The organism is Bradyrhizobium sp. CFUWI (genome assembly GCF_056429085.1).
The window spans coordinates 1-400 of sequence record NZ_JBWJZE010000289.1; the positions used below are offsets into that span (position 1 = coordinate 1).

General features: G+C 77.2%; 1 protein-coding gene. It reads left to right on the plus strand.

Annotated elements, in window-relative coordinates; translation table 11 throughout:
- Positions 1 to 400: ACP S-malonyltransferase (locus AC066S_RS39850; protein ID WP_478272072.1), on the plus strand; the 400-nt coding region annotated here is incomplete at both ends.

Sequence of the window (400 nt, forward strand, 5' to 3'; positions counted from 1 at the left end):
GCTGCGCCTGCGCGGCGAGGCCATGCAGGCGGCGGTGGCGCCGGGCGTGGGCGCGATGGCGGCCCTGATCGGCACCGATGTCGAGGCGGCCCGCGGCATCGCCGAGGCGGCCTCGCTCGAATCGGACGGCGCGGCCTGCGACGTCGCCAACGACAACGGCGGCGGCCAGGTGGTGCTGTCGGGCGACCGGGCGGCCGTGGAGCGCGCCGTCGGCATCGCCACGGAGCGCGGGGTCAAGCGCGCCGTGATGCTCAACGTCTCCGCCCCGTTCCATTGCCGCCTGATGGCGCCCGCCGCCGACGCGATGGCGCGGGCGCTGTCCGCCGTGACCCTGAACGCCCCCCGGGTGCCGCTCTACGCCAACGTGACCGCGGCCCCGGTCGCGGACCCTGACGCGATC